This is a genomic window from Ferrovibrio sp., assembly GCF_019636075.1.
Classification (GTDB): domain Bacteria; phylum Pseudomonadota; class Alphaproteobacteria; order Ferrovibrionales; family Ferrovibrionaceae; genus Ferrovibrio.
On sequence record NZ_JAHBYG010000033.1, the window covers coordinates 1 to 24,140 of the forward strand.

Genomic DNA, 24,140 nt, shown 5'->3' on the forward strand with positions numbered 1-24,140 from the left:
GGCCTTGCCGCGATTGGTCTCGGCCAGTTGCAGGCTGGAGCGCGCGGAGGCCAGGTTGCTTTCGCGCTCGCGCAGCCGCGCGGCCAGGTCGCGGGTATCCAGCCGGGCCAGCACCTGGCCTTTCTTCACCGTTTCGCCGCGTCGCACCAGCACATCCTGCACCAGGGCGGCCACTTCGGCGCGCACCACGGTCTGTTCCAATGGCTGCAGGCCGCCGCTAAGCCGCACGGCCTGCCGCAGATCGGCAAGGGCGGCTTTGGTCAGGTCGGCAGGAGAGAATTCCACGCCCTCGAAACGCGGGGCCGGGCTGGCTGCCGCGGCCGGCACGGCAGCCGTCTCGCCCGCAGCCTTGCGCTTCATATAAACGAAACCGCCGCCCCCCAGCACGGCCAGGGTGAGCAGGGAGGCAACTGCGATCTTCAATTTGGCCATGGATGCAGACCGAATGGTATGGGGCAGGATTGCGTGGTAACACGGCGGGAAAGGCAATCTCCTGCGGTATTTTCCCCGCTGGCGGTGTATATACTGTCGCAAATTTTACCACAACGGCGGTCACGGATTGCGGTGCGTGTGATGGCCATCACCTTTCCCCAGGGGCAAGGTTTCGGGGCTGGGCATGTCTGACAGCGTTTACCATACGGTGATCCACAGCATCGGACATTCCAGCCATTCCGAGGCGGAGTTTCTGGCCCTGCTCCGGCGGCACGGCATCACCCTGCTGGCCGATGTGCGCTCCATCCCGGCCTCGCGTTATGTGCCGCGTTTTGCCGGCCGCAACCTGCGGCAATGGCTGCCGCAGAATGGCGTATCCTATCGCTGGCTTGGCGACCGCCTGGGCGGCAAGCCGCCGCCTGAATTGTTGCCTCTCCGGGCCGAACGCTTCCAGGATGGCATCGCCGAGCTGCTTGCTTTGGGCACAGAACACAAGGTGGCGATGATGTGCGCTGAGCGCGATCCCGCCCATTGCCATCGCGCCCATCTTGTGGCGCCGGGCCTGCTGGCAGGCGGCGCACAGGTGCTGCATATCCTGCCCGATGGTGGCATCGAGGATCATGCCAGCCTTGTCTTGCGGCTGGCGCCAAAACAGGCAGATTTGTTCGGTACCTGATGCTGGCATCCGGATCGTCCAGTCCAAACTGCACGATAAGTAACCAGTTGGTTTCTCGCGTCAAACGCGATCTATGCTTGACGCCGGGTAGTCCGCTGCCGCACACTCCGTAAACAAAAATTATAAACCTGGAGGAAACAATGAAAAAATCCGTCATGCGCGGCGCGTTTATGGTATCCGCAATTTCGTTCGGCCTTGTCGCCCTGCTGGGTGCCAATGATGCTTCGGCGCAGACCTATCGTCTGATGACCGGTCCGCAGGGTGGCGTCTGGGTGCCGCTGGGCGGCACGCTGAAGGCGATGTTTGAAAAAGCGGTTTCGGGCGTAACGGTCCAAACGCTGCCCGGCGCCGGCATTGCCAATGTGAAGGGCGTGGAAGAGGGTAAGACCGAATTCGGTTTCGGCAACTCGATTTCCACCGTGGATGGAGTTGCCGGCCGCGCGCCGTTCGACAAGCCGACCGCCAATGTTTGCCAGATCGCCAACCTGTATCCGCAATATTTCCAGGTGGTGGCGCTGGCTGATGCCAAGGTGGCCAAGGTGGAAGATATGAAGGGCAAGGCCATCGCGGTGCAGACCCGTGGCAATACCGCCGAGGCGATCTCCGCCGATATCCTCAAGGCCCATGGCCTGTCCTATGCCGCGGCCAGCAAGGTCAATTATATGGCCAGCTATAACGATGCCGCGGCACTGCTGAAGGATGGCCACGCGCAGATCTTCACGCTTGGCACCACCATCCCCGCAGCTTCGGTGATGGATCTGGCCACCGCGCGCGACATCACCCTGGTGCCGGTGACCGATGCCAGCGTGGCGGCGATGAAGAAGATCAATGCCGGCTATGTGAAGGGCATCATCCCGGCCAACACCTATCCGAAGCAGACCACGGATGTGCCGGTGATTGCTTATTCGGCGCATTTCATCGCCTCCTGCAAACTGCCGGAAGCGCAGGTCTATGCCATCACCAAGGCAATGGCCACGCATATCTCCGATATGGCGGCCGTGAACAAGGCGATGAGCAATGTCACGGTGAAGGACATGGCCGAGGATATCGGCGTGCCGTTCCATCCGGGCGCTGCCAAGTATTACAAGGAAGTTGGCGCGCTGAAATAAGCCAGCACCGATCAACGATGCCGCCGGGTGGATTTTTATCCGGCGGCATCGGCTTTTGTGGCATGCAGGTTTTTGTCGTGCGTACTGCTTTGTAGCAGTTGTGTTGTGCAAGTAAGGGGATGCACATGACCCAGATTTCCAGCCTGATCGGCCGTATCGTCGGTCCGATCGGCGTGGCGATGGCGCTGTATCACATGTATGCCATTGCCATCGCGCCGCCCGAGGCGATGATCTATCGCGCCATCCACCTGTCTTTCGCACTCACGCTCGTATTGTTGCTCTATCCCTTCGCCAAGGCCGAGGATGGCAGCCGCCGCTTCGTCTGGATCGATGTGCTGTGGTTTGCCGGCGCCACGCTGGCGTTGGGCCATCTGTTCGTCAATTACGATTATTTCATCAACCGCATCATCTATATCGACGATCTGAAGCCGCTGGATGCCGTTGCCGCGGTGATGCTGGTGGTGGTGGTGCTGGATTGCACCCGCCGGGTGATCGGCTGGGCGCTGCCGATCACCGCGATGGTGTTCATGGGTCATGCGTTGTTTTTCACCCGCGTCGATCCGCTCACCCTGCTCGACCAGCTCTACATGACCACCGAAGGCATTTTCGGTTCCACGCTGGGCGTGTCGGCGGCCTATGTGATGGTCTTCGTGATGTTCGGTTCCTTCATGGAGCGGACCGGCACCGGCCGGCTGTTCATGGATTTTGCCTTGTCGCTTACCGGCCGCTCGGCTGGCGGGCCGGGCAAGGTGGCGGTGGTGTCGTCCAGCCTGTTCGGCACAATCTCGGGCAGCGCCGTGGCCAATGTGATGGTGGATGGCCCGATCACGATTCCGCTGATGAAGCGCACCGGTTTCAGCAAGGCCTTTGCCGCCGGCGTGGAATCGGTTGCGTCCACCGGCGGGCAGATCATGCCGCCGATCATGGGCGCCGCCGCCTTCGTGATGGCGGAATTCCTGGCCGTGCCTTATGCGCAAGTGGCGCTCTGGGCGTTGATTCCATCCGTGTTGTATTACGTGGCCTGTTTCGGCGCGGTGCATTTCGAGGCTAAGCGCCGTGGCCTGTTGGGCCTGCCGCCGGCGGAAGTGCCCTTCCTCAAACTGGTGCTGATCGAACGCGGCCATCTGTTCATTCCGGTGGCGATCATCCTGGGCGGCATGTTCGCGGGTTATTCGGCGCCGCTTTGCGCCCTGGCCGGCACGCTGGCCTGTTTCCCGGTGGCTTTGCTGCGCGCCAGCAGCCGTGAGGGCCTGAGTTTCCGCCTGATCTGGGAAGCGCTGGAAGATGGTGCGCGCAACACGCTGGCGGTGGCGCTGGCCTGCGCCTGTGCCGGCCTGGTGATCGGTTCGATCACGTTGACCGGCCTTGGCATCAGCTTCACCAACGCCATCGTGGGCCTGGCGCAGAACAGCCTGTTGCTGGCGTTGCTGCTCACGGCGGTGGCCGGCATCATCCTGGGCATGGGCATGCCTACCACGCCTGCTTATATCGTGATGGTGTCTTTGATGGTGCCCGCTATCATCAAGCTGGGCGTGATCGAGCAGGCTGCGCATATGTTCGCCTTCTACTTCGCCATCCTGTCGGCGATCACGCCGCCGGTGGCCCTGGCGGTTTATGCCGCTGCCAGCCTGGCCAAGGCGAATATCTGGGATGCCGGCTGGTCTGCCGTGCGTATCGGTGCGGCCGGGTTCATCGTGCCGTTCATGTTCGTTTACGAACCGGCCTTGCTGTTTATCGGCGACCCGCTCACGATTATACATGCCAGCATTTCGGCGGTGATCGGCTGTCTCGCCTTGGCGGCCGGTCTGAACGGCCATCTGATTCGCCATGCCGTGCTTTGGGAACGCTTGGCCCTGGTGGCGGCGGCGCTGCTGTTGATCAAGCCCGGCATCTATACCGATCTGGCCGGCCTGGCGCTGATTGTGCTGGTGTACATGGTGCAGCGCCAGCGGCCGCCTGAGACCGCCGGCATTAGCGTGAAGGAAAGCTAGAAGCTGTAGCTCAGCACGATCTGGCCGAGCCAGATCGTGCGGTCTACGGCTTCGCCATTGCCGGCGGCATTGCTGGTGAGCTGCTGTTTCTGGCCGCTGCCGGGTTTGCCGGCTGCCGTCAGCAGGGTGATGCCTAAGCCCTTCAGCGGCGTGTCCCATTGCGCATAGAGGTCGATCTCGTCCATCAGGCGGCTGGATGATACGCCGGCCGGCGCTTTGTCGAAATCATGCCGGTAATAGATCGCACCGATCTGCCAGGCCTCTGTCGGTTGCAGGCTGAGATGCAGCATATGGCTGGCGAGATTGCTATTGCCGCCCACATAGCGGGCATAGATTTCGCCTTGGTCCCAACGCCCGAAGCCGCGCGGACCGCCGCCGCTATAGAGGCTGTCCCAGCTTTTGTCGGTGGCATCGTTGGTATTGGCGTCGCCGCTGAAATACGCATAGCGATAGGCCAGCTTGGGTGTCCAGGGCAGGCTGGAGACCGTGTATTGCGGCTCCACATACCAGGCATGGGCGCGCACCTTGCGGTTTGCGCTGTCGTTGCGCTGCACGGCATATTCGGCATAGAAGCCGAAATCCGCCAAGGCTTCGCCCAGGGGTTCTAGGGCCTCGTCCAGCGGCGCCAGCACGGCGCCGCCGCTGCGGATGGAAAATACATTCAGCCCATCGCGGTTGGCGCCGCCCGCGCTGCCGTTATTGCCATTGGCAAAGGATAATGCGCCGGAGGAATCGGCATCGTAGACATGCAGGGCCGTGAAGCCGAGATACCAGGCGCGGTCTTCATAGGCGTTGCGGCCTTTATTGCCATCGCCGGAGCCGAACCATTCCAGATTGGCACCGTAAAGCCGGGTGGCGGGAGCATCGCCTGCCAACATACGGCGCTGGTCTACATTGCCGGCCAGATGGAACAGGTCGGCGCGCAGCGGGGCGGTGTTGATACGCAGGATGGCGGTGTCGGCGAAGGCGGCGCGCGGGCCCAGCACATAGGCGGCGCGGCGCGAGCCCTCGGCGGTGCCATCCAGGATCAGAAAGCCATCGCCGATGCTGAAAGCCTGATTGCCCAGCGAGATATCGATGGCATCTTCGCCCAACGCCGCGAAGCTGCCGCCCGAACGCCAGCCGATGGCATAATCTTCCGGCGCCAGATGGCTGGGCCGCATGCTGGTGCCGCTGGTGGCCTGGGCATCGCCATCGCCTCGGGTGATGGTGCCGATAGCGGAGAGCAATCCATAGGCCTGGCCATTGCCCATGGGTGCGGAGATTTCAACGCCGGGCTTGGCGAAGCCCTCGATCCAGTCGCGGCCACCCTGGCGGATGCCATTCTGGCCTGCGGAGCCGGCGCCGAATTGCGCATTGCGCAGAGCAAAGCCGGCCAATGCCGCATCCAGGGTAACGGAGATTTCCGCTTCCCCAAGCCGGGTGGCGAGGCCTTTATCCTCGGCGCAGGCGAAATTGGATGACAGGGCGAACAGGCTGGCCGTAGCCAGCATGAGGGTGTTGCGGTCAATGGTCATGGCAATCCCGTGGGGCGAGAAGCTGCCCCACGAGATTACATGCTGGTTGCAGAAACGACTAGAACTTTACCGCACTGCCCAGGCGCACTTCCCGACCGAGCAGCGGCGCTTCCGCCTTCAGCAGCGAGGTATGGCTGCGCGCCTCGGCATCGGACAGGTTGCGGCCTTCCAGGCTGAGAATGAAATCCTTGTAGGCCTGCAAGGGGCGCCAGGTGAGGGCGGCATTGAACAGCGTATAGCCTTCCGTAGACGTTTCATTCGCCCCCACGCGGTCCTGCTTGGCGGCGCCGAGCATTTCCAGCCGCAGGCGGATAGCGTCGTAAGTGCCGGTCAGACCCAGGCCATAGCGCATCGGTGGGGTCAAAGGCAGCGGGCGGCCATTGTCGCGGTCTTCGGCGCGCACGAAATCCAGCAATCCGTCCGCGCTCAAGGTGTAGCCGTCGCCGCGCAGGAAGGTCCAGGCGATTTCGAATTCCATGCCGCGGAAATCGGCGCCGGTCTGGCTGTAAAGCCGTTCATCCACGCCATTCTGTTGCGCGCCGGTGAAGGCGCCGTAGATATAGTCGCTATAGCGCGTGGCATACACGCTCGCCGAACCCGTCACGTCGCCTTGCACCTTGCGCAGGCCGGCCTCCGCATGCCAGGCGCTTTCCTTGTTCAGGCGTGCATTGCCGATTTCGAAGGAATTCGTCGCCACATGCTCGCCGTTTGAATAAAGCTCCTCGGCGGTGGGGGCGCGTTGGGTGTGCGAGAGCGAGACACCAGCCGTCCAGGCCGGATTGATGCGGTAATTCACGCCGCCGGAATAGCTCAGCGTGGTGAAGTCGCGGCCGGTATTCTGCGCGGGTACGTCGATCTCGGTATACTCCAACCGACCGCCCAGGCTGAATTGCCAATCGCCCAGTTCATAGCGTTCGAGCAGGAATACGGCGTAGGAATCCGTGGTGTTCTGCGGCAGATAGGCTTCCTCGCCGATTGCCGTGAAATCGCGCCGCCCGCCCTGGAAGCCGAACACGCCTTCGATGCCGGCAATCGGTTCATGCAAGGCTTCCAGCCGGCCTTCCCAATTATCCAGGTTGAAGCGCGTGCCGATTTCGCCGGTCTGTTCGATTTCATCATGCTTGTAATCGGCATAGCCCAGCTTGCCGCGCAATTCATGCAGTCCGGGCAGGGGGTCGTAGAGGCCGAATTTGCCGTCCAGCCGGGTCTGGTGCATGTCGATGCGCACCGGATCGGCGCCGGGCACGCCGTAATAGCTGTTCATGCGCGCCAGCGACAGGCCGCCATAGCCGCCATCGCCCAGGAAACTGGCGCCCACGGCGCCATCGCGGCCCTTCATGGCGGTATTGGGCACGGTGTTTTTCACCCCGGCCTCGCGCTGGGTTGCCGAGGCATAGCCGCCGATGCTGTAATCCTCGGCATCCAGCGCGCCGGCCTCGCCATGCAGCACCACGTTATTGGTCACCGCCGTATCGATGGAGGCGAAGCCGGTTTTGCGTTTGTCGGCGCTGCCGTAATTCAGGCGCGTTTCACCACTGGTGCCGTTCCTGGGCAATGCATCCGGGATGCGTCCGTCGATCACATTCACCACGCCGGCAATCGCCGAACTGCCATAGAGCAGCGAGGCCGGGCCGCGCAGCACCTCGATGCGCCGGGCGCTATCCATCGGCACCGCCACGGCATGGTCGGGGCTTACGCTGGCGGCATCGAAAGCATCCAGGCCGTCGCGCATCACCCGCACGCGCGGGCCGCCCTGTCCACGGATGATCGGTCGGCTGGCGCCGGGTCCGAAATCGCTGCCGGCCACGCCGGGCGTATGGCGCAGGGTTTCGCCCAGGGTAGCGCCGCGCTGGCGATCGAGGTCGTCGCCGGCCAGAACGGTGGTGCCTGTCGTCATATCGGTCTGGTCGCTGGGCAGCGGCGCGGTCACCACCACGGGCGCGAGTTGTGCGGGTTCCTGGCTCTGGTTCTGGACTTGATTCTGGGCGAAGGCGGAGGGTGCGGCCAGCAAGACAGCAAAGGCGGGTAAAGACAGGCTTTTATGCATAGGAAGTGGCTCCAAGGGATGTTTTGATATGTTATAATATAACATTTGCAAATATCTCAAGTCCTTGCCGGCCCCCTTGGCCTCGACTAGAACGGCCGCCGACCCATTCGAAGGAGAGCACCATGCGTCCCAGCGGCCGCGCCCCCGACCAACTGCGCGCCATCCGGCTGGAGCCGGGTTTTGCCAAATATGCCGAGGGCTCCTGCCTGGTGAAGTTCGGCGAAACCCATGTGCTTTGCGCCGCCACCATTGAGGAAAAGGTGCCGCCTTTCCTGCGCAATACCGGGCGCGGCTGGGTGACGGCGGAATACGGCATGCTGCCGCGTTCCACCCATAGCCGCACCGACCGCGAAGCCAGCAAGGGCAAGCAATCCGGCCGCACCCAGGAAATCCAGCGTCTGATCGGGCGTTCGTTGCGCGCCGTCACCAAGCTGGATGGCTTCGGCGAGCGCCAGATTCGCCTGGATTGCGATGTGCTGCAGGCCGATGGCGGCACCCGCACCGCTGCCATCACCGGCTCTTGGGTGGCGCTGTATCTGGCTTTCGACAAGCTGGTGAAAGCCGGCGCCATTGCCGCCGTGCCGCTGATCGGCCAGGTGGCTGCCATCAGTTGCGGCATCTATAAAGGCGTGCCGGTGCTCGACCTCGATTATCCCGAGGATTCCGATGCCGATGCCGATGCCAATTTCGTGCTCACCGATTCCGGCGCCATCGTGGAAGTGCAGGGCACTGCCGAGCATGAGCCGTTTTCGGAAACCGCCTTCCTCGATCTGATGCGGCTGGCCCGCAAGGGCGTGACCGAACTCACCGTTCTGCAGCGTCAGGCCGTCGGGATCTAAGCCATGAATGCGCGGCGACGTTTCGCGGGCGGCAAGCTGGTGATCGCCAGCCATAATGCCGGCAAGCTGCGCGAGATCGCCGAATTGCTCGCGCCTTTCAAGGTCGAAGCGATTTCCGCCGGCGCGCTGGGCTTGCCCGAGCCGGATGAGACCGGCACGACTTTCGTTGCCAATGCCGAATTGAAGGCGCTGGCCTCGGCACGCGGCGCCAACCTGCCGGCCTTGGCCGATGATTCCGGCATGAGCGTGGAAGCCTTAAATGGCGCGCCCGGCATCTATTCCGCGCGCTGGGCCGGGCCATCGAAGGATTTTACGCTTGCCATGCGCAAAGTGTGGGAAGCCGTGCAGGCAAAGGCAGCAGAGCCGCCCATCCGCGCCACATTCAATTGCGCGCTCACGCTGGCCTGGCCGGATGGCCATGTGGAAAGTTTCGAGGGCGTGCTGCCCGGGCAATTGGTGTGGCCTCCGCGCGGCAATCTCGGCTTCGGCTACGATCCGATGTTTCTGGCCGATGGCCAAAGCCTTACCTTCGGCGAGATGCCGGCGCAGGACAAGCACGGGATCAGCCATCGTGCGCTGGCTTTCCGGCAATTGATCGATGCCTGTTTCGGCTGAGCAGAACCAGGCACCATCGCCCGGCTTCGGCCTGTATGTGCATTGGCCGTTCTGCGTATCGAAATGCCCCTATTGCGATTTCAATTCCCATGTGCGCGAACGCATAGATGAAGCGCAGTTCCGTGCCGCGCTGCTTGTCGAATTGCGCGGACAAGCCGAACGTTTCGGTACCGATGCGAAACTCACCTCGGTGTTTTTCGGCGGCGGGACGCCCTCGCTGATGGCGCCGGAAACCACTGCCGCGATCCTGGCCGAGGCGGAGAAACTGTATGGTTTCGCCAGCGATATCGAGATCACGCTGGAAGCCAATCCGAATTCCGCCGAGGCCGGCAAATTCGTCGGTTTTCGCGCTGCCGGCGTCAATCGTTTATCCATCGGCGTACAGAGTTTCGATGCCCAGGCGTTGCGGTTTCTCGGCCGCGCCCATGATGCCGATGAGGCGCGCCAGGCGATAAAAGCCGCGCGCCGCAGCATGCCGCGCTATTCCTTCGATCTGATCTATGCCCGCCCGAGCCAGGATGAAGCCGCCTGGCGCGATGAATTGGGCGCAGCATTGGACCTGGCCGGTGATCACCTGTCGCTCTATACGCTCACCATCGAGCCCAATACCGGTTTTGCCGGCGCGGTGGCGCGCGGCGCGATCAAACCGATGGAAGACGATGCCCAGGCCGCGCTCTACGATCTGACGCAGGAGATCATGCAGCAAGCCGGCCTGCCGGCTTACGAGATTTCCAATCATGCGCGGCCCGGCGGCGAAAGCCGGCATAACCTGGTTTATTGGCGCTCCGGCGCTTATCTGGGCATCGGCCCCGGCGCCCATGCCAGATTACGCGAGAACGGCCAATGGCTGGCCCGGCAGACTTTGCGCAAGCCGGAAGTCTGGCTCGAAGCCGTGCAGGCCAAAGGTAGCGGTTTGGAAAGCGAAACCCCCGTGGATGCCCGCCAGCGCGCTGAAGAGGCGCTGATGATGGGCCTGCGGCTGCGCGAAGGCGTGTATGATGTGAATCTGCGGGCGGCATCCGGTATCGGGCTGGCCGAATTGGTGCCGCCGGCACGCAGCAAGCCGCTGGAAGCAGCCGGCCTGTTGCAGCGCGACCCGCACCGGCTGGTCGCTACCGATGCAGGCCGCGCGGTATTGGATGGTTTGCTGGCGAGGCTTCTGGCATGAACGACATTCAGGTTTCCGCCGATGGCAAGCTGCGCTTTGGCGATCTCAGCATGCGCTGCGCATTGGGCCGCTCGGGCTGCAGGCCGGCCGCCGACAAGCGCGAAGGCGATGGCGCCACACCGTTGGGCCGCTGGCCTTTACGGCGGTTGTTTTACCGCCCGGATCGTCTGCCTGTGCCTGATTGCGCCTTGCCTATCCTGGCGCTTACGCCGGCCATGGGCTGGTGCGACGATCCCGGCCACGCCGATTACAATCGGCTGGTGACGCTGCCCTTTGCCGGCAGCCATGAAAAGCTGTGGCGCGAGGATCATGTCTACGATCTGATCGTGGAACTCGGCCATAACGATGCGCCGCCGGTGCCGGGTTTGGGCAGTGCGATTTTCCTGCATCTGGCGCGGCAGGATTTCGCGCCCACCGAAGGCTGCGTGGCGATTGCCCTGGCCGATATGCAGGCCTTGTTGCCCCGCCTAAGCGCAGGCAGCGCTATTGTGATTGCGCCCTGGTCCGCGCCACAAGGCCATCGATGGCGGCCAACACCTCCGCCTGCCGGCTGAAATGCAGCGGGTGGCCGCCGCCCTGGCTTTCGATCAGCACGGCATGCGGCACCTGCGCAGCCAATGGCCGTGAATGAATGACCGGTGAGGTGGCGTTGTCCTGGTCGCTCACCAGAATGCTCAAAGGCGGCTTGAGGCCGGGATAGCGCTGCATCTGCGCGGCCAGGAAAGGTTTCAGGGTGCGGATATCCTCGGCATTGGCTGCGAAATTGCCGGGCCGCACCGTCAGGGCTATCGGTGCCTGGGCATAATGCGGCGGTACCGGCGAGGGTGCGAACACATTGGCGGCACCCGCCACTAATTGCCGGTTGCCGATCGGCGTGACGATGGTATGCACGGCCAGCGGCCCCAGCAGCGGTATGCCCGCCATCCGATAGCTCGGCTCGATCGGCAGAGGCCAGGGATGCGAGGCCGGATTGATCAACAGGATGCCGGAAATCTCGTCGGGGTAATCCAGCGCCCAGGCCAGCGCGATTGCCGCGCCCAGCGAAAACCCCACCAGGATCGGCTTTTCATGCACGCCCAGCGCTTGCAATCCGGCGCGCAGGGCGCGGGCCTGGCGGTCGGGTGTCATCGGGCCGGCATCGGTATCCGGCTTGGGGCGGCGCGCGCTATAGCCATGGCCGGGCCGGTCGATGGCAATCGAACGATACTGCCGGCTGGTTTCCGGCATGATCGAAACGGCGAAATCCGCAGCGGTGCCGAAGGCGCCATGCACGAAAACCAGCGGCGGATTGCCGGGCTGGCCTGATGCCGGCGGCTGCTTTGCGGGCAGGTCTATGGCATGCAGGGTAAAGCCATCGGCCTGGATGATCCGGCCCATGGGCGGGAAATCCTTTTCGGCCTGGGCCGAAAGCAGCCATGTGGCAATGCCAAGGCCCGATAGGGCCAAGGCCAGGATGGCAAGAACGATCAGCATTATCTGCCCAACGACGCGGCTCATGCGGGCATCCTGCGGCATGTGAAAAGCTTTGAAAAGTGACGCGGCGGCAGGATTGCGCAGTCTCGCGTAGCAGGTTTAAATCTAGCCCATCAGAAAACGCTGTGGTTGGAGGAAGCATCCATGTCGGTACCCGCGGTATTGAAGGGGCGGCTTAGCCTGCCGGTGATCGGTTCGCCGATGTTCATCGTTTCCGGCCCCGAACTGGTGATTGCGCAATGCAAGGCCGGTATCGTCGGTTCGTTTCCCGCGCTGAATGCCCGCCCTGCGGAAGTGTTGGAGCAATGGCTGCAGCGCATCACCACCGAACTGGATGACTATCGCGCGCAGAATCCCGGCAAGCCGGTGGCGCCCTTTGCGGTGAATCAGATCGTGCATCATTCCAACGACCGCCTCATGCACGACATGCAGGTCTGCGTCAAATACAAGGTGCCGATCATCATCACCTCGCTGCGCGCGCCCAACGAGGTGGTGCAGGCGGTGCATTCCTATGGCGGCATCGTGCTGCATGATGTGATCAATGTGCGCCATGCCAAGAAGGCGCTGGAAGCCGGCGTGGATGGTTTGATCCTGGTTTGCGCCGGCGCGGGCGGTCATGCCGGCACGCTGTCGCCTTTTGCGCTGGTTTCCGAAGTGCGGCAATTCTTCGATGGTCCGATTGCGTTGTCGGGTTCGATGAGCAACGGCCGGCAGATTCTCGCGGCGCAGGCCATGGGTGCGGATTTCGCTTATATGGGCACGCGCTTCATCGCCACCCAGGAAGCCAATGCCGTGCCGGAATACAAGCAGATGCTGGTGGATAGCGTGGCCAGCGACATTGTCTATTCCTCGCTGTTCACCGGCGTGCATGGCAATTACCTCAAGCCTTCCATTGCCAAGGCCGGCATGGATCCCGACAACCTGCCCGAGGGCGACAAGACCACCATGAGCTTCGGCTCGGGTGGTGCGTCGAAGTCGAAGGCCTGGCGCGATATCTGGGGGTCCGGTCAGGGTATCGGCCTGATTCAGGATGTTCCTCCGGTGGCGGAACTGGTCGCGCGCATGAAACAGGAATATGATGCGGCGCGGGCCGAATTGCTGGCCGGTTCGCCGGCCATGTTCGGTCAGGCTGCCGAATAATCCTTGGCTGCCGCATAAATCGGGCGGTCTGCATCAAAAAGTTGCGTGGCGAAAAGCCGCAGCCTTTTGTCTAGCAGGCATTGCTGTCGGAAACGGATATAAAACCGCGCATAAGCGTCTGGTTTATGGAGGGATGGTTATGCAGGGGCGTTATGCGGCTGAGTATTCTGCTGCGCAATCTGATCCGAATGGCTATTGGGGCAAACAGGCTGGCCGCGTGGTGTGGAGCAAGCCTTACGAGCGTGTGCTGGACGACAGCAACCCGCCCTTCTATCGCTGGTATGCCGGCGCCGAGACCAACACCTGCTACAATGCGCTGGACCGCCATGTTGAGGCTGGCCATGGCGAGCGCCTGGCGCTGATCTACGACAGCCCGGTCACCAACACCATCAAACGCTTCAGCTATGCCGAGCTGCGCGATTCAGTGGCCAAGCTGGCCGGCGCGCTGCGCGGCCTGGGTGTGCAGAAGGGCGACCGCGTCATCATCTACATGTCGATGGCGCCAGAGGCGGTGATGGCGATGCTGGCCTGCGCGCGTATCGGCGCGGTGCATTCGGTGGTGTTCGGCGGCTTCGCGCCGCGCGAATTGGCCACCCGCATCGATGATGCCAAGCCGGTGCTGATCATTGCCTCTTCCTGCGGCCTCGAGCCCGGCCGCGTGGTGGAGTACAAGCCGCTGCTGGATCAGGCCATCGAGATTGCCGCGCATAAGCCGAAAGCCTGCCTGATCCATCAGCGCCCGATGTATATCGCGCCGATGATCGCCGGCCGAGACCATGATTTCGCGGCCAGCCTGGCTGCGGCGCAGCCGGCCGAATGCGTGGCCGTGGCGGCCACCGATCCGCTCTATGTGCTCTACACCTCCGGCACCACCGGTATTCCGAAAGGCGTTGTGCGCCAGAATGGCGGCCATATGGTGGCGCTGGACTGGTCGATGGAGCATGTCTATGGCGTGAAGCCCGGCGAGGTATTCTGGGCGGCTTCCGATGTGGGCTGGGTGGTGGGCCATTCCTATATCGTTTACGCGCCGCTGATCCATGGCTCCACCAGCCTGCTTTATGAAGGCAAGCCGGTGGGCACGCCCGATGCCGGCGCCTATTGGCGGGTGATCGAGCAGCACAAGGTGGTTGCGCTGTTCACCGCGCCCACCGCCTTCCGCGCCATCAAGAAGGAAGACCCCAAGGCGGAGTTGCTGAAGAAATACGATCTGTCGCAGTTCCGCGCACTGTTCCTGGCCGGCGAGCGCGCCGATCCGGATACCGTGCATTGGGCCGAGGATATCCTGGGCAAGCCGGTGATCGATCATTGGTGGCAGACCGAAACCGGCTGGCCGGTCTCGGCGAATTTCATGGGCCTGGAATTGCTGCCGGTCAAGCATGGCTCGGCCACCTGCGCGGTGCCGGGCTATGACGTGCAGGTGCTGGACGATGACGGCCATCCGGTGGCCAAGCCGGGCGATATCGGCAATATCGCCATCAAGCTGCCGCTGCCGCCGGGCTGCCTGCCCACTTTGTGGAACAACGACGAGGGCTTCAAGAAAAGCTATCTCGCGCGCTTCCCGGGCTATTACAACACCGGCGATGCCGGCTTCATCGATGCCGATGGCTATATCTACATCATGAGCCGCACCGACGACATCATCAACGTGGCCGGCCATCGGTTGTCCACCGGCGGTATGGAAGAGGTGCTGGCCAGCCATCCTGATGTGGCGGAATGCGCCGTGGTGGGTGCGGCAGATACGCTGAAGGGCCAGGTGCCGCTGGGTTTCGTGGTGCTGAAGGCGGGCGTCACCAAGCCGGAGGAGCAGATCCTGCGCGAATTGGTGGCCCTGGTGCGCGAGAAGATCGGCCCCGTTGCCGCCTTCAAGCAGGCGGTGATCGTGAAGCGTCTCCCGAAAACCCGCTCCGGCAAGATCCTGCGCGGCACCATGCAGAAGATCGCCGACGCGCAAGAATTCCGCATGCCCGCAACCATCGAGGATCCCGTCATCCTCACCGAGATCGAGGCCGCACTCAAACCAGTCGGATACGCCAAAAAAGCTTGATGCCATCCGTCAGCCCTCCCGCGTGGGGGGAAATGCGGATAGAATCGCGCCATGAATCGTATGCAAAACTGGCTCGCCGGCATCGCGGTCTATCGTGATCGCCGGGTGCTGGCCATCCTGGTGCTGGGCTTTGCATCCGGCCTGCCGCTGGCATTGACCGGGCAGACCCTGCAGGCCTGGCTCACCGAAAGCGGCACCAGCCTGCAAGCCATCGGATTGTTTGCATCGGTGGGCACGCCCTATGCGCTGAAATTCCTCTGGGCGCCGTTGGTTGATCGTCTGGAGCTGCCTGGCCTGACCAAGCGGCTGGGCCGCCGGCGCGGCTGGCTGATCTTTGCGCAAATCCTGCTGATCGCCGCCATCCTGGGGCTGGGCAGCACCGATCCGCGCGACCTGCTTTATCTCACCGCGCTCTGCGCCGTGGCCGTGGCTTTTGCTTCCGCCACCCAGGACACCGTGATCGATGCTTGGCGCGTGGAGATATTGGAAGAGCGCCAGCTTGCCGCCGGCGCGGCCTGTATCGTGTTCGGCTATCGCATCGGCATGCTGGTATCCTCGGCCGGGGCGCTCTATCTGGCCGGTCCGCTGGGCTGGCCGATGGTCTATGCCATCATGGCTGCCCTGGTCGCACTCGGCGGGGTCACTGTCTTGCTGATCGGCGAACCTGCCTCGCGCCCGCGCGAAGATGCAGAGCGGCGCTTCCGCGAAGTTTCGGCCTGGCTTGAGGCGCGGCCGCATTTGCGCGGTTGGGTCGCCAAATTCGCGGCCTGGCTCTATGTGGGCGTGGCCGGGCCGTTCCTGCAATTCGCCACGCGGCGTGGCTGGGTAGCGGTGTTGCTCTTCGTGTTGTTGTTCAAGCTGGGCGACAGTTTGGCCGGCGCATTGGCCACCAGCTTCTATCTCAAGCTCGGTTTCAGCCGCGAACAGATCGCCGAGGTGAGCAAGCTCTATGGCTTTGCCGCCACCATGCTGGGGCTGTTCATGGGCGGCTGGCTGATGCAGGCGGCGGGGCTTTACCGCTCGCTGTGGATTTGCGGCATTCTGCAGATGGGGTCCAACCTGCTGTTTGCGGTGCTGGCGTTGCGGGGGGCCGATCTGTGGTTTCTGGCCCTCACCGTTGGCGTGGAGAATCTGGCCGGCGGCATGGGCACGGCGGCCTTGGTGGCTTATCTGTCGGCGCTGTGCAATGTGGCCTATACGGCCACGCAATATGCGCTGCTCTCCTCGCTTACGGCAGTGGCGCGCACCTTCCTGTCATCTTTTGCCGGTTTTCTGGCGCAATCACTCGGCTGGCCGCTATTTTTCGTGGCAACTGCCTTTGCGGCCCTGCCTGGGTTGATTCTGCTCGCCTGGCTTACGCGTCAGGGCGCGGAAACCCGCGTGATGACAAAGCCGGCTTGATACAGCGCGGTTTTTCCCTATATCTGGTTGTCATATTGGGCTGAGCTACAAGATATTTTCAATCGACATGTGATTTCGCAAGCTTGTCACGGAATTGACTTATTTCCGCAACAGGCTATAGCGATGGTCGGGACATGAACATGCAAGCACCGCTCGCTCATCATACCGCCCGGCTGATCGGGCTGCAGCCGCCGCCCGCTTCGCTGGACTGGCTTTGCGCCGCCGGCGACGGTCGTTTCGAGGTTCGCCTTACCCGCCGGCCGGAAGACATCCGGGCGGCGCAGCGTTTGCGTTTTCAGGTCTTCTACGAAGAGATGGCGGCCCAGCCCAGCGCCGAGAATGCCAGGCTGCAGCTGGATTTCGATCAATTCGACACGCTCTGCGATCACTTGATGGTTTTCGACCGCAGCCTGCCGGGGCCGGACCAGGCCGTGGGCACCTACCGCCTGTTGCGCCGGGATATCGCGGAAAGCCATGGCGGCTTCTATTCCGCGTCTGAATTCGATATCTCGCCGATGCTGCGCGCGGTCGGCCCACATAATAGCAACCTGGGGGGCGGCCTGTTGGAGCTTGGCCGGTCCTGCGTGCACCGCAACTATCGCGGCAATGCGATTATCCAGCTGTTGTGGCGCGGCATCTCCACCTATATCGACGACCATCGTTTCGAATTCATGTTCGGCTGTGCCTCGTTTGCCGGTACCGATCCGCAGCAGCATGCCGTGGCGCTGAGCTATCTATACCACCATCATCTGCCGCCGCCCGATATCCGGGTGCGGGCCCTGCCGCATCGCCATGTGCCGATGAATATGCTGCCGGCTGATCAGGTGTCGCAGCGCGCCGCCATCCACGCCCTGCCGCCGCTGATCAAGGCCTATCTGCGCCTGGGCGCCTATATCGGCGAGGGTGCGGTGGTGGACGAGCAATTCGGCACCACGGATGTATTCATCCTGCTGCCGGTGGCCAGCATCGCCGCCCGCTACCAGAATCGCTTCTCGCAAGCCGACGGCTTGATCCACGGCGAGGGCCACGCCTAAACTCTTTCCCATAAAGGGAGGGAGTAGGGATGAATCTGGCCCAGGGCCTGCGCCGTGCCGCCCAAGTGTATGGCCATCGGCCGGCGCTTTCATCGGGAAAACGCGTTGTCGCCAGCTATGCCGAAATGGCAGAGCGCGTGCAGCGCATTGCCGGCGGCCTGCTGGCGCTGGGGCTGCGGCCCGGCGACACTGTAGCCCTGCTGATGGCCAATGTGCCAGCCTATCTCGAACATCTCTATGCCATCTGGCATGCCGGGCTGGCCGCCGTGCCGATCAATGCCAAACTGCATCCGCGCGAGGTGGCCTGGATTCTGGAAAACAGCGAGGCCCGTGCGCTGATTCTGGATGCCGCCCATGCCGCCGAGATGACGCCGGATATTGCGTCCGGTATTGCCCATCGTATCGTGCTGGGCGAAACCGATCTGGCGCGCGCTGCGCCTGCGCCGCTGGCTGAGGTGGCGCCCGATGCGCTGGCCTGGCTGTTCTATACCTCGGGGACCACCGGCAGGCCCAAGGGTGCTATGCTGACGCATCGCAATCTGTGGGCGGCGATCATGAATTACTTCGCCGATGTGGATGCTATCGGGCCCGAGGATTGCATGATCCATTGCGCACCGCTCAGCCACGGCTCGGGGCTTTATGCTCTGCCGCATCTGTTGCATGGCGCCAATAACGTGATCCCGCAATCCGGCGGCTTCGATCCGGCCGAGACGCTGGACCTGATCGCCCATTGGCCGCGCTGCAGCTTTTTCTTCGCGCCGACCATGGTGCATCGCCTGATCCACGCGCCGGAAATCCGCACGGCCGATACCTCCAATCTGAAAACCATCGTTTACGGCGGCGGGCCGATGTATGTGGCCGATCTGCAGGCGGCGATGGATGTGCTGGGGCCCAAGCTGGCGCAGATCTATGGCCAGGGCGAAGCGCCGATGACCATCACCGGCATGGACAAGGCGATGCATGTGGATACCGGCCATCCGCGCCATCTCGCCCATCTCGGTTCCGCCGGCATTCCGCGCTCGGATGTGGACGTGCGGGTGGTGGATGCCGACGACGCCTCGTTGCCGCCCGGCCAGGTGGGTGAAATCGTCTGTCGCGGCGAAGTGGTGATGGCCGGCTATTGGCGCAATGCGGAGGCGACGGCGGAGACACTGCGCGGCGGCTGGCTGCATACCGGCGATGTGGGCAGTTTCGATGAAGATGGCTATCTCACGCTGATGGATCGCTCCAAGGATATGATCATCTCCGGCGGTTCCAATATCTATCCGCGCGAAATCGAGGAAGTGCTGCTGCGTCATCCCGGTGTGGCGGAAGTCTCCGTGGTGGGCCGCAAGGATGCCGATTGGGGCGAGGTGGTGGTGGCCTTCGTCAGCCGTCGAACGGGAGCGGAGGTATCGGCTGCCGATCTGGATGCGCTTTGCCTGGCCGAGATCGCGCGTTTTAAGCGGCCGAAGGATTACCGTTTCCTGCCCGCATTGCCAAAAAACAATTACGGCAAGATACTCAAGACCGAATTGCGCAAGCTACTGGAGTAGGCATGTATATCGGTGAACATGCAGCCCGCCACCCAGACAAGCCGGCCATCATCATGGCCGAAAGCGGAGAGACGCGCAGCTTCGGGGCGCTGGAGGCCAATTCCAACCGGGCCGCGCAATTGTATCGCGCCTGCGGCCTGCGCTTCCGCGACCACATGGCCTTCCTGCTGGAAAACAGCCTGGTATTTTACGATGTGTGTTTCGGCGCGGATCGGGCCGGGCTGTATTACACGGCGATCCCCACCAAACTTACCGCGCCGGAAATCGCCTATATCGTCAATGATTGCGGCGCCAGGCTGCTGGTGATCGGCTCGGCTTTCGCCCATATGGCGGATGAATTACGCGCGGCTTGTGTGCAGGTGGAGCATTTCTTCATCACCGGCGCATCCGCCGCCGGCTGGCGCAATTGGGAGGAGGCGACAGCGGCTCAGCCTGCCACGCCCATAGCCGACGAAGTGCAGGGGCGCGATATGCTCTACTCCTCGGGCACCACCGGCAAACCCAAGGGCGTGAAGCGGCCGCTGAATGGCGATGCGGTGGGTGCGCCCACCTTGTTCTTCAACAATTGCCGCAATTATTACAGCTACGACGCTGACATGGTCTATCTATCGCCAGCGCCGGGTTATCACGCCGCGCCGCTGCGCTACACCATGGTGGTGCTGCGCTTCGGTGGTCTGCTGGTGGTGATGCGACATTTCGATCCGGTGCATGCATTGCAACTCATCGAGAAACATCGCGTCACCCACAGCAATTGGGTGCCCACCATGTTCGTGCGCATGCTCAAGCTGCCGGCAGACCAGCGCGCGGGGTTGGACTTGTCCAGCCACCGTGTTGCCATTCATGGCGCCGGGCCGGTTTCGGCTGAAACCAAGCGGCAGATGATCGATTGGTGGGGGCCTATCCTGTTCGAATATTACGCCGCCTCCGAAGGTAACGGCACCACCAATATCACCAGCGAGGAATGGCTGCAGCGCCCTGGTTCGGTGGGGCGGGCTACCATCGGGCAACCGCGCGTGGTGGATGAAGAATCCGGCGAAGAATTGCCGCCTGGGCAATCGGGGCTGGTGTACTTCTCCGATGCACAGCCTTTCATCTATCACAACGATCCGGAAAAGACCCAGGCGGCCTATAACGCGCAAGGCTGGTCCACGCTCGGCGATATCGGTTATCTGGATGAAGATGGCTTCCTCTATCTCACCGATCGCAAGGCTTTCATGATCATATCCGGCGGTGTGAATATCTATCCACAGGAAGCCGAGAATGTTCTGATCCAGCATCCGGCGGTGTTCGATGTGGCGGTGATCGGCGTGCCCAATGAAGATTTCGGCGAGGAAGTGAAAGCCGTGGTGCAGCTTGTCGATCCTGCCCAGGCCGGGCCGGAAATGGCGCAGGCGCTGATCGATTTCTGCCGCAGCCGGTTGTCGCCGATCAAATGCCCGCGCAGCGTGGATTTCGATCCCGCCCTGCCGCGCCATGAAACCGGCAAGCTCTACAAGCGTCTGGTGAAGGATCGCTACTGGGGCAACAAAACCAGCCGGATCGTTTAGCCCGGATTTTTCAGGGCACGCCCTTCGTTGTCGAATATTCGAAATGCGGCGGCTGGCCATGCAGCAGCGCATAGGCGGCATGGGCTGCTTGGGCAGCCTCGGCAAAACCACTGAGTATCAGCTTCAGCTTGCCGGCATAGCTGGCGATATCGCCGATGGCATAAACGCCAGGGCGCTTGCTGGCGCAATCGGCCGGTGCCACCGGCACATGATAGGCGGCGATATCCAGGCCCCAATCGGCCAGCGCGCCGAGATCGCTTTTCAACCCGAAGAAGGCCAGCAGATGCTGGGCTTCCAGGCGTTTGACGTTGCCATCCAGGTCGCTCACCAGCACGGCGCGCAGTTTGCCGCCTTCGCCTTCCAGGCCGGAGAGTTGATATGGCACCACGAGATCCAGGCCATCGCCATGCAGGCCGCGCAGGCGCGCAACATTGTCTGGCGCCGCGCGGAAGGCATCGCGGCGATGGATCATGTGAATCTGTTTTGCCACGCCATGCAGCGCCAGGGCCCAATCCACCGCGGAATCGCCGCCGCCGGCAATCGCCACGCTTTTGCCCCGAAAGCGTTCGGGATCGCGCACCATGTAATGTACGCTCTCGCCCTCATAGGCCGCGATGCCCGGCAGCGGCGGCCGGTTGGGCCCGAAGGCGCCGGCGCCGGCGGCAATGATCACCGCGCCGCAGCGAATGCGCGTGCCGCTATCGGTGGTGAGGGTGAAGTCGCCGGGCGTGCCGTCCAGTCGCATGGCTTGCTGGCGCAAATGATAGACCGGTGCGAAAGGCGCGGCCTGCACGGAAAGATTCTCGATCAGCGCGGCAGCCGAAAGCCGGGGGTGGCCGGGAATATCGTAGATCGGTTTTTCCGGATAGAGCGCGCTGCATTGCCCGCCGATTTCGGGCAGCGCTTCAATCACATGGCTGCGCAATCCCAGCATGCCGCATTGAAACACCGCGAACAGACCCACCGGCCCGGCGCCGATGATGGCGATATCCTTGCTGGCCGTAAGGGTGGAAGCCGTCATGCCTTTCAGGCAGCCGCGCTATTGGCCTGCAGGATGTTGCGCACCAGGGTTGCCAGCCGTTCGATGCCTTGCTCGATGCGCTCAGGCGCGCCCAGCGAGAAGCTGAGGCGTGCGGTATTGCGCTTCGGCTGGGTGGCATAGAAGGCGGAGCCGGGCACGAAGGCCACATTCTCTTCCTTGATGGCGCGCTCCAGCAGCGCGGTGCAATCGACGCTGTCGGGGAATTCCAGCCAGATGAACATGCCGCCATCGGGGATGCTCCAATGCACCTCGGTGGGCATGCTGCGCTTCAGCGCCGCCAGCATGGCATCGCGGCGCAGCTTGTAGGTGCTGCGCAGTTTGGCCACCTGGTTGGCATGCGAGGTGCGCGCGATATCGTTGGCGATGATCTGGTTCACCGTGGAGCAATGCAGATCGGAAGCCTGCTTGAGCAACACCAGCTTGTTGATCAACGCGCCATCGGCGGCGATCCAGCCGATGCGCAAGGCCGGCGTGAGCACCTTCGACAGGCTGCCGATATAGATTACCAATGCAGGCAGCGCCGGATTCTTGGCGCGGCGCTGGCATTCAAGGGCGGCGAAGCTGGGAATGCGGGCGCCGTCGTAGCGCAATTCCTCGTAGGGCGAATCCTCCAGGATCGCCACGCCGAATTCATGCGCCAGATCCAGAATCGCCTCACGCCGCGCCAGGCTGGTGGTGATCCCGGCGGGATTGCAGAAATCCGGCGTGAGGTAGAAGAATTTCGGCTTCTGCGCAAAGGCTTCGCGCAACTCGGCCAGTTTGGCGCCTTCGTTGTCCATCGGTACGGCGATGAAACGCGGGCGGTAGGTGCCGAATACCTGGATGGCGCCGAGATAGCTGGGGTCGGTCACCACCACCGGGTCGCCGGCCTCGATGAAGGCGCGGCCCAGGAAATCCAGCGCCTGCTGGGCGCCGCTGGTGATCAGCACGCGCTCCAGGGCGGCTTCGATGCCATGGCTTTTGAGATAGCCCACGATCCATTCGCGCAGCGGCGGATACCCCTCGCTGATGGAATACTGAAAGGCATCCCGCGCCTGCACCGGGTCGGCCAATATCGCGGCATAGGCGGTGCCGATCTTGTCGAGCGGAAACATCTCCGGGTCCGGAATGCCGCCGGCAAAGGAGATGATCTCCGGCCGGTTGATCAGCTTCAGCAGCTCGCGGATTTCAGACGCGCGCAGATCATTCACGCCCTGCGACAGGGCTGGTAGGGCAGTATGCGACATGGCGAGATGGACCGGTTTCCTCTTGATTTGGCCAGAGGATACTCAAGCGGCTGGCATGCCGCCAGGGTCAGGCGATGCCTGTATCCGTAACTGTGGCGGGGCCCTGTCCTGTATCAGGCCGGGCGGCCCAACTTCAGGCAGATTGAGCGGTTTCGCCGCTCAGGGCATCCAGATTGGGGATCGCCACCCGGTCGGCGCCTTCCAGCTTGATCAGGCCCAGCTTGCGCAGGCGGCTGAAAGCGCGGCTGACGGTTTCCAGCGTCAGGCCCAGATGATCGGCGATATCGGCGCGGGTCATCGGCAGGCTGAGCGGCGAGGCGTTGCCGCCACGTGCCAGATTGCGTTCGGCCATGTCGACCAGGAAGGAGGCCACCCGTTCGGCGGCGGTTTTGCGGCCCAGGCTCAGTTGCTGTTCCTGGGAGGCGCGGATGCGGCGGGCGGCAAATTCCAGGGCACGGCGGCTGAGTGCCGGTTCATCCTGCATCAGGCGGTTGAAGGCGGCGCGGGGCAGGCGGCAAACCCGGCTCTGGGTCAGGGCTTCGGCGCTCAGGCGGTGGGTCACCGGCTCTTCCAGGCCCAGGCTGAGGCCGAGGAAATCGCCGGGGCCGGCAAAATCCACGATCTGGCGGCGGCCATCGGGCAGCGAACGGGCCAGACTGACCTGGCCGGAGGTGACGGTATAGACATGCTCGGCGGCATCGCCTTCCTGAAACAGCATCTGATGCGGTTCCAGCGCCTGGCCGCGCACCATCGGCTTGAAGCGCTTGCGGCCTTCGGCATCCAGCGCATCGCACAGGCTGAGCTTGCCCACCGTGCAGCCGGTGCAGGGATCAACAGCGGAGGCCGCTTTGCTGGCGGTTTGATTGGGCCGGCGGTCTGCGATGGCGATAACGGTCATGGTCCACACCCCTTGCGCGGCGAGTCAGGCGCGCGATGAGGTAATACTACACCCACCCCGCTTGTGCTGAACCGCGCATTCGGTCGCAGCGACGGAACGCCGCAGGCAGTCAGGCAGCCCAGACCAGGGCTTCCCGGTAGCGGCCGGCGGAAAGCCGCAGCGTACCCTGGGCATCCAGGTCGTCCAGGCCGGCGGTCACGCCCTCATGGGCCACCACGCGGCCATTCAGCCGGGCTTCGGAATGGCGGATCAGGCGGCGGGCATCGCTGGCGCTGTCGGCAAGCCGCACGGTTACCAGCAGGTTCACCACATCCATGCCGGCAACGAGGGCTTCGCGCGGCAAGGTCAGCATGTTGGTTTCGGTTTGGTTGGTCATCGGATGGCACTCACTTGGTTGGTTTGGCGG

General features: G+C 63.0%; 21 protein-coding genes. 13 read left to right on the plus strand and 8 right to left on the minus strand.

What is annotated here, in order from left to right:
- Positions 1–432 (minus strand): biotin/lipoyl-binding protein (locus tag KF827_RS13690; protein WP_291006538.1); only part of this gene is annotated, 432 nt, incomplete at its 3' end.
- 184 nt (positions 433–616) lie between these two features.
- Here KF827_RS13690 and KF827_RS13695 point away from each other — a divergent pair.
- The 3 genes from KF827_RS13695 (at position 617) to KF827_RS13705 (ending at position 4,208) form a co-directional block, all read left to right on the plus strand.
- Positions 617–1,108, plus strand: coding sequence for a DUF488 domain-containing protein (locus KF827_RS13695; RefSeq protein ID WP_291006540.1), 492 nt, complete (start codon positions 617–619; stop codon positions 1,106–1,108).
- A 140-nt stretch (positions 1,109–1,248) separates the two neighbouring features.
- Positions 1,249–2,217 carry a TAXI family TRAP transporter solute-binding subunit gene (locus KF827_RS13700; protein ID WP_290985667.1) on the plus strand — a complete coding sequence of 323 codons (969 nt, stop codon included), beginning with the start codon at positions 1,249–1,251 and terminating at the stop codon, positions 2,215–2,217.
- Between the two features lie 125 nt (positions 2,218–2,342).
- The gene (locus KF827_RS13705) at positions 2,343–4,208 is read left to right on the plus strand and encodes a TRAP transporter fused permease subunit (RefSeq protein ID WP_291006542.1); all 1,866 of its coding nucleotides are present in this window, start codon (positions 2,343–2,345) and stop codon (positions 4,206–4,208) included.
- Here the strand turns inward: KF827_RS13705 and KF827_RS13710 are convergent.
- Positions 4,205–5,725, minus strand: a complete 1,521-nt coding sequence (locus KF827_RS13710; RefSeq protein ID WP_291006544.1) for an alginate export family protein — start codon at positions 5,723–5,725, stop codon at positions 4,205–4,207. The genes KF827_RS13705 and KF827_RS13710 overlap by 4 nt on opposite strands.
- A gap of 58 nt (positions 5,726–5,783) precedes the next feature.
- Positions 5,784–7,772 (minus strand): TonB-dependent receptor, encoded by a 1,989-nt coding sequence (locus KF827_RS13715; RefSeq protein ID WP_291006546.1) that lies wholly within the window; start codon positions 7,770–7,772, stop codon positions 5,784–5,786.
- 122 nt (positions 7,773–7,894) lie between these two features.
- On the opposite strand from KF827_RS13715, the gene rph reads away from it, so the two are divergent.
- The 4 genes from rph to KF827_RS13735 are packed head-to-tail and all read left to right on the plus strand — an operon-like array spanning position 7,895 to position 10,948.
- Positions 7,895–8,611, plus strand: coding sequence for a ribonuclease PH (rph, locus tag KF827_RS13720; protein WP_291006549.1), 717 nt, complete (start codon positions 7,895–7,897; stop codon positions 8,609–8,611).
- Between the two features lie 3 nt (positions 8,612–8,614).
- Positions 8,615–9,226 (plus strand): RdgB/HAM1 family non-canonical purine NTP pyrophosphatase, encoded by a 612-nt coding sequence (gene rdgB, locus KF827_RS13725; protein ID WP_291006552.1) that lies wholly within the window; start codon positions 8,615–8,617, stop codon positions 9,224–9,226.
- Complete coding sequence (gene hemW / locus KF827_RS13730; RefSeq protein ID WP_291006555.1) at positions 9,210–10,394, plus strand: radical SAM family heme chaperone HemW; 1,185 nt, start codon at positions 9,210–9,212, stop codon at positions 10,392–10,394. The genes rdgB and hemW overlap by 17 nt, the downstream gene beginning before the upstream one ends.
- Positions 10,391–10,948 (plus strand): L,D-transpeptidase family protein, encoded by a 558-nt coding sequence (locus KF827_RS13735; protein WP_291006557.1) that lies wholly within the window; start codon positions 10,391–10,393, stop codon positions 10,946–10,948. Before hemW ends, KF827_RS13735 begins: the two co-directional genes overlap by 4 nt.
- On the opposite strand, the gene KF827_RS13740 is transcribed toward KF827_RS13735, so the two are convergent.
- On the minus strand, positions 10,878–11,891 hold the full coding sequence (locus KF827_RS13740) for an alpha/beta hydrolase (RefSeq protein ID WP_291006559.1): 1,014 nt from the start codon (positions 11,889–11,891) through the stop codon (positions 10,878–10,880). The genes KF827_RS13735 and KF827_RS13740 overlap by 71 nt on opposite strands.
- Positions 11,892–12,011: 120 nt before the next feature.
- Here KF827_RS13740 and KF827_RS13745 point away from each other — a divergent pair, with 120 nt between their 5' ends.
- The 6 genes from KF827_RS13745 (at position 12,012) to KF827_RS13770 (ending at position 20,568) form a co-directional block, all read left to right on the plus strand.
- Positions 12,012–13,007, plus strand: coding sequence for a nitronate monooxygenase family protein (locus KF827_RS13745; RefSeq protein WP_291006564.1), 996 nt, complete (start codon positions 12,012–12,014; stop codon positions 13,005–13,007).
- 139 nt (positions 13,008–13,146) lie between these two features.
- Complete coding sequence (locus tag KF827_RS13750; protein WP_291006567.1) at positions 13,147–15,051, plus strand: propionyl-CoA synthetase; 1,905 nt, start codon at positions 13,147–13,149, stop codon at positions 15,049–15,051.
- A gap of 51 nt (positions 15,052–15,102) precedes the next feature.
- Complete coding sequence (locus tag KF827_RS13755) at positions 15,103–16,452, plus strand: AmpG family muropeptide MFS transporter (protein WP_291006570.1); 1,350 nt, start codon at positions 15,103–15,105, stop codon at positions 16,450–16,452.
- Between the two features lie 134 nt (positions 16,453–16,586).
- Positions 16,587–17,486: a GNAT family N-acyltransferase gene (locus tag KF827_RS13760; RefSeq protein WP_291006572.1), complete on the plus strand. Its 900-nt coding sequence runs from the start codon at positions 16,587–16,589 to the stop codon at positions 17,484–17,486.
- Positions 17,487–17,515: 29 nt separating this feature from the next.
- Positions 17,516–19,021, plus strand: coding sequence for a long-chain fatty acid--CoA ligase (locus tag KF827_RS13765; protein ID WP_291006574.1), 1,506 nt, complete (start codon positions 17,516–17,518; stop codon positions 19,019–19,021).
- 2 nt (positions 19,022–19,023) lie between these two features.
- On the plus strand, positions 19,024–20,568 hold the full coding sequence (locus KF827_RS13770; RefSeq protein ID WP_291006577.1) for an acyl-CoA synthetase: 1,545 nt from the start codon (positions 19,024–19,026) through the stop codon (positions 20,566–20,568).
- A gap of 10 nt (positions 20,569–20,578) precedes the next feature.
- Here KF827_RS13770 and KF827_RS13775 read toward each other — a convergent pair whose 3' ends face one another.
- The 4 genes from KF827_RS13775 to KF827_RS13790 form a co-directional block, all read right to left on the minus strand.
- Positions 20,579–21,589 (minus strand): NAD(P)/FAD-dependent oxidoreductase, encoded by a 1,011-nt coding sequence (locus tag KF827_RS13775; protein ID WP_291006580.1) that lies wholly within the window; start codon positions 21,587–21,589, stop codon positions 20,579–20,581.
- A 5-nt stretch (positions 21,590–21,594) separates the two neighbouring features.
- The gene (locus tag KF827_RS13780) at positions 21,595–22,836 is read right to left on the minus strand and encodes a PLP-dependent aminotransferase family protein (protein WP_291006583.1); all 1,242 of its coding nucleotides are present in this window, start codon (positions 22,834–22,836) and stop codon (positions 21,595–21,597) included.
- A 133-nt stretch (positions 22,837–22,969) separates the two neighbouring features.
- Positions 22,970–23,734: a cyclic nucleotide-binding domain-containing protein gene (locus tag KF827_RS13785; RefSeq protein WP_291006586.1), complete on the minus strand. Its 765-nt coding sequence runs from the start codon at positions 23,732–23,734 to the stop codon at positions 22,970–22,972.
- A gap of 109 nt (positions 23,735–23,843) precedes the next feature.
- Positions 23,844–24,110: a hypothetical protein gene (locus KF827_RS13790; RefSeq protein WP_291006589.1), complete on the minus strand. Its 267-nt coding sequence runs from the start codon at positions 24,108–24,110 to the stop codon at positions 23,844–23,846.
- Positions 24,111–24,140 lie beyond the last annotated feature (30 nt).